This is a genomic window from Candidatus Culexmicrobium sp., from assembly GCF_058356305.1.
The window spans coordinates 1-10,939 of sequence record NZ_JBTVBB010000024.1; the positions used below are offsets into that span (position 1 = coordinate 1).

Sequence of the window (10,939 nt, forward strand, 5' to 3'; positions counted from 1 at the left end):
AGTTTCAGCCTTGCGGCCGTACTCCCCAGGCGGCGGGCTTAATGCCTTCGCTGCGGCACTGGGTGGGCTCGAAGCCCACCCAACACCTAGCCCGCATCGTTTACAGCCGGGACTACGGGGGTATCTAATCCCCTTCGCTCCCCCGGCTTTCGTCCCTCACCGTCGAGCGCGTTCCAGCCGAGCGCCTTCGCCACTGGTGGTCCTTCCGGGATTATAGGATTTCGCCCCTACCCCGGAAGTACCCTCGGCCTCTCCCGCCTCCTAGCCCAACAGTATCCTCGGCCTTCCCACGGTTGAGCCGTGGGCTTTAGCCGAGGACTTATTGGGCCGGCTACGGACGCTTTAGGCCCAATAAACGTCCCGACCACTCGCGGGGCTGGTATTACCGCGGCGGCTGACACCAGGCTTGCCCCCCGCTTATTACCCCCGGCTACTTACACCGGGGAAAAGCCATCCTTAGCGGATGGCACTGGGGGTGACCCCGTCGCGCTTTCGCGCATTGCGGAGGTTTCGCGCCTGCTGCGCCCCGTAGGGCCTGGGCCCTTGTCTCAGTGCCCATCTCCGGGCTCCCGCTCTCACGGCCCGTACCCGTTATAGGCTTGGTGGGCCGTTACCCCACCAACAACCTGATGGGCCGTGGCCCCATCCTCAGGCGGTGTTAAGGGGCATGGCCTTAACACCTTTCGGAGGAAAGCCCTTCCAGGTCTTTCCTCCTATCGGGGATTAGCCCCAGTTTCCCGGGGTTATCCCCGTCCTGAGGGTAGGTTAGCCACGTTTTACGGAGCCGTCCGCCGCGCCCCACCATAGCCTGGGGCGCGCGACTTGCATGGCTTAGTCCCACCCCCATAGCGGTCGGGTCCGGCAGGATCAACCGGGGTTTGTACGGCCGCAAAAAACCGTACAAGCCGCGGGGTGCACTCACGGGGCTTGAACTCGCTTCAGACCCAAACGTGCCGGAGCTATCTCCGGCTTGTTTGGGTCTACATTATTTTTCCCGCAGCTGGAGGCCGATTTTTCATCCTATGGAGCTTAGCTCCACGTCTAATCGACGCCGCCGTAAAGGCTGCGGGACCATTATTTCTTATGTCGAGGGTAAATATATTTCTTGCTCTCAATAAATATTTTTTGTTATAATGGATTTAAGAAGGTTATTATGGTTCCACATTTCTTTCCTTTAATTGCCTTACATATATTTTCAAGTTTATTTCCATTTATTACGATTGTTTTTATTTTTGATCTTTTTATAATCTTCAGTGACATTAAGTCAAATAATTTGTATGTTCCTGCTTTAACTTCCATTTTACTCATTAGTTGAATTAACTCGTCTATGTGTATACTTTCCAGTAGTTTTGCATTGGGATCTTTCTTTGGATCCGAAGTATATATACCATCTACATCTGTAGCTATTATTAGTAAGTCTGCATTTATGGCTTCAGCAATTAATGCAGCAACTGCAACTGTTGACTGACCTGGTATCAATCCTCCTGTAACAATCACTTTTTCATTTTTTTGTGCTATTAAATGTAATATTTCCCCCATGTTTACTGGAATAGGAAAATAAGCGTTCTCTCCTAATGCCAATGAGAAGAGCATTGCATTTAATCTAGTGGCTTCAATTCCAATCATATCTGCTCTAAAATCATTGACACCAAGCATCTTTGCAGCTTCAATATATTCCCTAGCTTTTCTTCCACCGCCAACTACGACAATTAGTTTAACACCCTTTTCAACTATCCTTCTTATTGTCTCTGCATACTCCTTAATTTTAGTTACATTTAACTGTGAAAACAGTATATGGCCACCTATCTTTAAGACACACTTCATAAGATATCGCCATTAAATAGTAAACAATATTAAATATTTATCACTTTTAATTATAGCATCACCTTCAAGTTTGAATTTAGGTGGAATCATGAAGAAACCAAATAAAGAATATAACTCAATTGAAAAGTATAGGTTAGAGAAGCTAATAAAAGAATTAGAGTCAAAAAAAGGTAGAGGAACAGAGTTAATTAGCCTGTATATTCCACCAGGAAGACAAGTAGCAGACGTCATGAACGTTCTCAGACAAGAATACTCTCAAGCCTCTAACATTAAAGATAGAACAACTCGTCACCATGTCCTTGACGCATTAACTTCATGTATGCAACGCCTAAAATTGTTTAGGAAAGTACCAGATACTGGGCTAATAATATTTTGCGGGTATATATCTAGGGGGGTTCCAGGAGATGAAAAACTAGAAGTACATCTAATAGTTCCACCAGAACCAATAAAAATATATCTATATCGATGTGACAGTAAATTTCATGTAGAGCCATTAAAGGACTTCATAAGAGAAAAAGACTTTTACGGAATAATAGTAATGGACAGACAAGAAGCAACCTTCGCCATACTAAAAGGAAGCCGCCTCGAAATAGTAGAGCACATAACTTCAGGGGTCCCTGGAAAACATGATGCCGGCGGACAATCACAAAGAAGATTTGAAAGAGTAATAGAGCAAATGGCCCATGAATTCTATAAGAGAGTTGCAGAATATGCTAAAAAATACTTTATGCAACCAGAATTGAATCTAAGTGGAATAATAATCGGCGGGCCAGGACCAACAAAACAAGAATTCGTAAAGGGTAACTATTTACACTATCAACTCCAAAATAAAATCATAGGCATAGTAGATGTAGGCTATACAGGGGAACCAGGAGTCTACGAATTAATAAAGAGAAGTAGAAACCTACTAGAAAACATACAATATATGCGTGAAAAACAAATAGTACAAAAATTTCTACAGCAACTAGTAAAAAATAGTGATTTAGTCGCATATGGAATAAAAGAAGTAAGAGACCTACTAGAAAAAGGAGCAGTAGACACACTACTAATATCAACAGACCTGGACCTAGAAAAAATAGACGTAATATGCCCCAACTGTCAATACGAAAAAATAATGCTAATAAAAAGCAAAGATGAAGAGAAAGTAATAAGTCAAACCTGCCCACAATGCTCTTCACAACTAGTAATGAAAAATAAAAAATCACTAATCGACGAATTAATATCTCTAGCAGAAAAGACAAATGCAAAGGTTGAATTAATTTCAACTGGAACAGAGGAGGGAGAAGAATTGAAAAGAGCCTTCGGCGGAGTTGCAGCAATATTACGATATAAAGTTTCTAAAAGTTAAACTTCAATTTTAACCTTAACTTCCGGGTAACCCTTAACCTCAATCATTCCCCCTACTTCACTATCAAGCAATTCAACATTTCTAACCCTAATTATAGCCCCTATTTCTTCACCATACTCTTCTAGAAGCCTACGATACTCTCTTAATCCAGTATATATGTAAGCTTTATCAATAACTTTAGACAATGGCACCTTACTCTGAGCTTTCAATCTCCTAATCTCAGAAACAACTGCAACTATTAAATCACCATTTTTTTCAGCTTCCTCATCAATATTCTCCTCCTTAGCAACAGGCCAAGGTGAAACATGTATACTCTTAAACTTCTTATCCTCCACATAAATTCTATGATAAATTTCCTCAGTTATATGGGGTATGAATGGAGCGAGAAGCTGCAAAAATCTAAACAAAGCTTCATATAAAGTGTATTGTGCAGCTCGTCTACGTTCAGCACGTTCCTTCTGATATAACCTATGCTTAACAGCCTCAATATATTGATCACAAAATATATGCCAAAAGAACTGTCTTATACTTTCAAGAGCAACATTAAACTGGAAATTATCTAAAGCTTCACTAACTTTCATAGTTAATTTCTCAAGCTTGCTTAGAAGCCATCTATCTAACAATTCTAAATTATACTCGTCCTGTCTAAATTGAAAATCTACAATATGAAAAATTACAAATCTAGATGCATTCCACAACTTTAATTGAAACCTCCAGCCATAATCAATATCCTCCCACCTAAATGGGACATCAGATCCAACAGACCCGCCAGCATACGCCCACTGCCTAAGAGCATCAGCACCATACTTCTCCAAAACTTCATCTGCACTAACATAATTACCATAGGATTTATGCATCATTCTACCATCAGTCCCCCTAACCATACCATTAATTAAAGCAGTCTTAAACTGTGGATTCCCAAACAAAATAATTCCTCTAACCATCAAATAATAATCCCAAGTCCTAATGATATCATACCCATTAGGCTGTAAATCTGCTGGAAAAAGTCTAGAAAATAACTCCATATCATCAGGCCAACCTGCATGAACAGCACAAGTTATAGAGGAATCCATCCATGTATCCATGACATCAGTTTCACCCCTAAATGACTTGCCACCACATCCAGGACATCTATCTATCTTTGGAGGATCCTTTCTCGGGTCAATTGGAACCCAATCCTCCTCAGCAACAATAATTCTACCACAATTCTCACAATACCAGACTGGAATTGGAGTAGCGAAAATTCTCTGTCTCGAAATAACCCAATCCCAATCCAGAGAATTAACCCAATCAATAAGTCTATTCTTCGCCCACTCAGGAATCCAACGAATCCTTTCAGCCCACATTAAAACTTCATTAGCAACCTTCTTCGTCCTTACAAACCATTGCATCTTAACTAAAATTTCAATTGGCGTATGACATCGCCAACAAGTACCTATACTCTGAACAACATCCTCTTCTCTTAAAATAAATCCAGAATCCCTAAGATCATCAACTATCCTAACTCTGCATTTCTCAATAGTTAAACCTGAATAATCCCTAGCTTCCTCAGTCATATACCCCTTCTCATCAATAACCCTTATTATTGGCAATTCATATTTACGCTGCCATCTAACATCAGTTTTATCACCAAAAGTACATATCATTACAACCCCAGTTCCAAATTCAGGATCAACCTCTTCATCAGCATAAATTTCAATTTCACGATTAAAAATAGGTACAATTAATTTCCTACCGATAATTTCCCTATATCTCTCATCATTAGGATTAACCGCCGCTGCAACACATGCAGGTAAAAGCTCAGGTCTAGTAGTGGCAATAACAACATAGTCAGATGAATTGGAAAATGGGAATTTAATATAGTACAGCCTCCCCATTCTATCAACATATTCAACCTCTGCCTCAGCAATAGCAGTCTCACATCTAGGACACCAAAGAACAGGATACTCAGCCCTATAAACAAAACCCTTCTTATACATTAAAATAAAGGAAAGCTGAGTCCTCCTCCAATAATCAGGATCCATAGTCCTATACTCAAGGGTCCAATCAATAGAATAACCAATACGCTTCATAGTCCTCTTCATCTGTTCAATCCACTTCTCAGTCAACTCCATGCAAATACGCTCAAATTCACTAGGCAAAATATCCCTCTTACTTATTCCTAACTCCTTTTCAGCTCTAACCTCTGTAGGAAGACCATGACAATCCCAACCTTGAGGAAAATGAACATTAAATCCCTTCATCCTCATATAACGTGCAACTAAGTCAAAATAACACCAATTAAAAGCATTACCCATATGAAACTCTCCACTAGGATAAGGCGGCGGAGTATCAATAGAATAAGTCGGCCTACACTTATCATCCCTATCAAACCTATAAATCCCCCACTCCTCCCATCTTCTCTGCCATTTCTCCTCTATTTCTCTAAAATCATAAACCTTCGGTAGACTAATATTCACCCTCAACACCCCTCCAGAAAAGCCATTAAAACGAAATAACTGGAAAATAATTGAAATAAACACCAAGCCAAAATTATATCACTTGGCGCATAATCATCTCCCACAAAACATACCATAATAGAACTTAAAAGCCTTACGGAAACAAAACACTCCTCCCCAACAATTGAAACAGTTACCTCTTAAATTAACAATAACAAGGCATTACAAATATAGGATATTAAGACATTTAATCCACATTAAAGGGGAAATGTTTAAGACAACAGTAAAAATGATAATAACATAGCCTATAAAATAAAATCATTTTTACACTATTCAAATCAAACCTCCTCATTCCAACATGTCACCCACAATTCAACCTACACTATAAATAACAGAAAAGAAAATATCCTAATGAACTATGAAGTTAAATAAATTCACAATAATATCAATTGTAATAACAACAATAATTGTCTATACAGCGATCATTCATTCATTATCAGAAGAAATCTACATTGGAAAAGGTATAATAGTCGATATCAAACATAAAAAATGGACTACAAACATAATAAGATTGCTAAGAGATAAACAAATATACAAAAAACCCTACATTAGTGAGACATGGATTTACACTATAAATATAAACGATAAACTAATTAAAGCCGAGGTCTATAGAAAATTAAATTTTCAGATAGGAGACACAGTTAAAGTATACTTCAAAAATGGAATATACCTGATAAAAACTCCATAACCTCCCATTAATAAACACTATAGCTTAATATTTCAATTAGACTCAGTAACATTAAATAAATATAGCGAACTATTATCAATTGGTGTATAAAATGCCATTTTTCAAGAAAAACTTTAGGGAGGCTATTAGAAACCTATATGAAACGCCAATTTCAACAGGCGAAGTCATGCTATTATACTTCAAATATTCTGGAGTCATACTGAGAACACAAAACCAAATTTTCGCCTTCGACTTAGCAGACCTAATAAGTGAAGCCGAAATAAACATGCTTAAAAACCTAAATGCATTATTCTATACCCACGGACACTACGACCACTACAGCAGAAATGTAGCAAAGCTGATATACTTAAAGACCAAGGCTCAAGTAATTGCCGAACCATCAGTTGCTACAGATTTAAAGGGGGTTATTCCAAGTGAAAAATTGTTTTCAGCCAAAGCTGGAGAACTCCTTAACTTAGAAGATTTCAAAGTAACATCAATTGAAGGTCTCCACAGAGGACCCATAATACTCTACTTAGTTGAAGGAAAAGACTTAACCATCTTCCATGGAGGCGATTCAGCCTACATTCCACTAGAAGAATACAGCGCTGACCTCGTCCTAGCTCCAACAGGCACACCATCCCCCACCGCAAGTCCAGAAGATGCATTCAAAATGGTTTCAGCATTAAAACCCAAGGTAGCAGTAGCCTTTCATGGATCAAAAAATCAACATCAAGAATTCATAAATATGGTCAATAAAAATCTACCTCAAATCAAAGCTCTAGCATTAGAAGAAGGAAAAACAGTAAAGATAAAGGTAAAGTAAAGGCAATAGAATAAAGCTTACAAACTAAATACTCTTCACCTCATTTTTTAAAGCCTAAAGGAAAACTGTAGACAATTTAAATTAGGTTAATGCTTGCCAATAATTTTTGAACTAGAAGTTCCTCATTATTTATAGCCTTAATAAATACTGGAATATTTCTACGTTTAGTAGCTTTATGTGAGACAAAAAGCCATTCACCAATATCAAGTAAAGCCGTCTTATCAAGTATCTCCGGACTAACTCCTGAAGCTTCAGCAATTACACGTCTATCATAACCCCTAGGCAATGTACCTGCAAAATAGCTATGTAACTGCTGTATGGCATTAACATTTAAATGAGCTACCCTCTGAGTACTTATCCATCCATGAATCCTATACTTCCTACCCTGCCTAAGTAATCTCTCAACAGCCAAGTTTGATTGAGCAGAAAAGTCATCTCTCCTAATTCTATCAGGTATAAACTCTTGAGCTTCATCTAAAACAACTAATACTCTAGCTCCTCTTATACTACGCTTTCTCAACTCAAATAAACTATCTATCAATCTACTTACAAACACTCTAGCATTTACAGGATCAGGGAGATAACAAATAAACACTCTCAATTTATTTTCATCAATTGGTCTAACTAGTTCATAAGCTATTTTCTCAGGAGTATATCCTCTAGCTTCCTCCTCTCTTTCATCATCAGTCTTCTCAAAAACTTCTAAAACTTCATTAATAGTATTCAATATTTGTCTCGGAGGATATTTTATTTGACTTAACTCTGCTTGGTGGGTTGCCAATAATGAGTCAAGTTCATTAAATATTTCTCTATAATCTCTCTTCAACTGCTTAATAGTCAAAGCTAAACTTAAACCCTTAACCACTTCCCTAACATCATTATAAATTCTCATAGCCCTTAACCTAACAGATGGCCTGTCATCTCTCATTAAACTTTCAAAACTAGACAAGATGTCACCAATAGTTAATGAAACTTTCTTGGATAAGTCAATAACTCTAACTTTATTCATATTAAACAACTTCTCAACAAACTTCTCCAATAACTCTTCAGATGAAAATATTGAATCCAATATTTCCATTAAAGTTTCAGGGATCGCCTGAGAAGCAAGAAATGCTTCAACCTTACTCTCAGACAACTCATAATCTTCAGTTGTAAAAATCAATCCAAACTCTAACACCTTATCAAGCAAATTTACCCCATACTCCCCTGCAATATCAATGACAACAACTCTAGTGTCATGAAGACTATCTAAAACTCTTCTAATAATCATTGAAGTCAAATTAGATTTACCAGTACCAGTAAAACCAAATACGCCGCCATGATACTTAATTAAGTTCAAAATATCAATTTTCAAGTCATGTTCAAAGCCAATCATCTTCCCAACACTAGCTCCATCCTCAACATTAACTAGAATATCTACAGCTTCACGTGAAAGTAAATATGCTTCTGCACCCACAAGAGGCATACATGCTTCATCATGCTTAAAAACCACATTCTCATCATCACACATCATAACATATCCCGTATAAATTGCTTGTATGTCAATCCAAGTATCCTCACTCACCCCCCACATCTCATAAATACCCTTAAGAAATTCTCCTCTCAAAACCTTAGGCATAGAAACATCCATGGATAATTCTTGATAATGAATAGGTCTAACATTAACAACCTCATAAATCAAATAAACTTCTCCACTACTAGTTGGACGCTTTAAAGCTAAAAAACATGGCTTCTTCAATCTATCCAAAACTTCTAAGTCAAAAACAGCTTCAAAAACACCTATAATACTCTTTAAAACTATTCTTCCCTCCTCATAACTCCTAGTTCTAACTTGTGTTTGACGTAATCTAGCCTTAAATTTACCATTAAGACTATCAAATAAAACTACTTTCCTCATAACTTCTCCTCACCATCCTCTCACGAGCATACTCAGCCTCACGTCTAATATCCCTAAATCTTCTAGATGAAAAATAAGCCTTATACTTGCTGGCAACACCCACTAAATCAAGATCAGCAATTCCCCTAAGCATAGACTTTGCACTTCTAACCATAACCTTAACAAGCTTGTCAGCCAAAAACAATAGATGATTATGCCCCATCTCCTCAATAACATATGGATTATCAGACTGACTAAGAATACGTAGAACTAAATCACCAATCAAATTATCCCCATCAACCTCTAATATAGGCTCAACACTTGAAACCCTCTTCCCCTCCAAACATTCAAAATTAACAGTCAAATTAGAATCAAACTCCGGATAAAAAGGACGATCATAAGCAAAAACAGCACTTCTAACTGCTGGATCATCCTTCAAACTTCTAAGCTGAAAATAACCTCTGACAAAAAATTTTTCTCTAAAGACAATTTTTCTAGCAGCACGAGCAAAAACCCCATTTTCATCACCTCTATAAACCAATGTCGCAAAACAGTAATCATACTCTCTAATCCTCCAAGGAGTCGAAATAGAATCATATCTAGATGCACTTACAATCGAAAGAAAAATTTTATCACTTCTAAAAGCTGGAAGCGAAAACTCAGATTCACCATGAAATCTACAGTAAATGGGAAAAACAGATCGAATAACATCAGTTGAACCAGTATCCTTAGCAATTCCAATAACAAGCTTACGTCTACTAACTGCCTCACTAACAATTTTATGCAACAAATAAACATTCATACTGTTAATGTCCAGGGTAGTAATCCAATTAGATCCTTCATCGTCAAGCATTAATGGATGATCCTCTCCACTTCTAAAAATTCTTTCAATAAATTTCTCAGTAGCAAACCAAACACGTTTCCAATATTCAACAACATCTTCACGAACCATCAAAACCTTATCACTAACACTGGAATCCAAAAGCAATCCACCATAATGCCGATCTAATCTTCTAACTCTATCAATAAACCTCCTAGCATCATCAACTGAAACACCCATCAAATTAGCAACTTCACTCTTCCTAACCCCTTTATCCTCCCTCCTCAAGTCAATAAGCAATTTAATTAAAGCATAAACTCCATAGACACCACGCTTAGGAATAAATTCATCACCAGTACCAAGAAAACCCGCTAAATGTAAATCCAACATAGAAACCCTACCATAAGGAGAATCAAATCCACTTAAAACAGAGTAACCACGCCTCAACATCAACCTAAAGTCCCTTGAAGCAGGTCCATAAGTACCAGATAAAAGTCTATCAAGAAAAACAACCTTAACATCATCACTCAAAATACCATTCAAAGCTAAAACAAGCTCAGCCAAAGTCATCAAAGCATAAGGAACACTCTCAATACTACGCTTAACATCAAAATCAGTTAAAGCATAAATCGACGAAGGGTTAACATTAGCTAAATCCTCTAACCATAAAGGCACACTAGTAGAAATCCTTAAAGCCTCCTCCCTTTCAGCACCACTAACATCAATTTTCACCCCTCCTTCATCAACAATCATTCTCCCATAATAACCAGCTGCACAAACATAAATTAAAAGCAACTCTAAACGCTCCTCAACACACATCGAACCATCAACACCAATAATCCTAAAAAATCCATTACCGAAAAAATCACTAAATCTCCCATCTTCACCATCTAAACATTTAAAAAAATTAACAAGAAACTTTAAGTCACCAACCTTTCTAATCCTCCCCTCAAAAACCCTCAAAACATGCCTGGTAGACTTCCTCAAAACAGAGGCATCAGAACTAAAGGGAAACATAATCAACACCAACAAATAACTCTACTTGCAAACTACCTCATAAAAATAACCTTATCTCAATAA

General features: G+C 37.9%; 8 protein-coding genes and 1 rRNA gene. 3 read left to right on the plus strand and 6 right to left on the minus strand.

Features of this window, described 5'->3' with window-relative positions:
* The 3 genes from ACW8TM_RS07385 to pyrH all read right to left on the minus strand — a co-directional run.
* Positions 1-878, minus strand: a 16S ribosomal RNA gene (locus tag ACW8TM_RS07385); the annotation flags it as partial.
* Positions 879-980: 102 nt separating this feature from the next.
* On the minus strand, positions 981-1,115 hold the full coding sequence (locus tag ACW8TM_RS07390) for a hypothetical protein (RefSeq protein WP_491532648.1): 135 nt from the start codon (positions 1,113-1,115) through the stop codon (positions 981-983).
* A 13-nt stretch (positions 1,116-1,128) separates the two neighbouring features.
* Positions 1,129-1,824: a UMP kinase gene (pyrH, locus tag ACW8TM_RS07395; protein ID WP_491532649.1), complete on the minus strand. Its 696-nt coding sequence runs from the start codon at positions 1,822-1,824 to the stop codon at positions 1,129-1,131.
* 88 nt (positions 1,825-1,912) lie between these two features.
* On the opposite strand from pyrH, the gene prf1 reads away from it, so the two are divergent.
* Positions 1,913-3,172 (plus strand): peptide chain release factor aRF-1, encoded by a 1,260-nt coding sequence (gene prf1, locus ACW8TM_RS07400; RefSeq protein ID WP_491532650.1) that lies wholly within the window; start codon positions 1,913-1,915, stop codon positions 3,170-3,172.
* On the opposite strand, the gene ACW8TM_RS07405 is transcribed toward prf1, so the two are convergent.
* Positions 3,169-5,640, minus strand: a complete 2,472-nt coding sequence (locus ACW8TM_RS07405; RefSeq protein WP_491532651.1) for a valine--tRNA ligase — start codon at positions 5,638-5,640, stop codon at positions 3,169-3,171. The genes prf1 and ACW8TM_RS07405 overlap by 4 nt on opposite strands.
* Positions 5,641-6,028: 388 nt before the next feature.
* On the opposite strand from ACW8TM_RS07405, the gene ACW8TM_RS07410 reads away from it, so the two are divergent.
* Together ACW8TM_RS07410 and ACW8TM_RS07415 are read left to right on the plus strand one after the other, a co-directional pair.
* A complete protein-coding gene (locus ACW8TM_RS07410; RefSeq protein WP_491532652.1) occupies positions 6,029-6,358 on the plus strand; it encodes a hypothetical protein in 330 nt (109 codons plus the stop codon).
* A gap of 91 nt (positions 6,359-6,449) precedes the next feature.
* Complete coding sequence (locus ACW8TM_RS07415; protein WP_491532653.1) at positions 6,450-7,163, plus strand: MBL fold metallo-hydrolase; 714 nt, start codon at positions 6,450-6,452, stop codon at positions 7,161-7,163.
* 76 nt (positions 7,164-7,239) lie between these two features.
* Here ACW8TM_RS07415 and ACW8TM_RS07420 read toward each other — a convergent pair whose 3' ends face one another.
* Positions 7,240-9,060, minus strand: a complete 1,821-nt coding sequence (locus ACW8TM_RS07420; protein WP_491532654.1) for a helicase HerA domain-containing protein — start codon at positions 9,058-9,060, stop codon at positions 7,240-7,242.
* The gene (locus tag ACW8TM_RS07425) at positions 9,038-10,876 is read right to left on the minus strand and encodes a hypothetical protein (protein WP_491532655.1); all 1,839 of its coding nucleotides are present in this window, start codon (positions 10,874-10,876) and stop codon (positions 9,038-9,040) included. Before ACW8TM_RS07425 ends, ACW8TM_RS07420 begins: the two co-directional genes overlap by 23 nt.
* Positions 10,877-10,939: the final 63 nt, after the last annotated feature.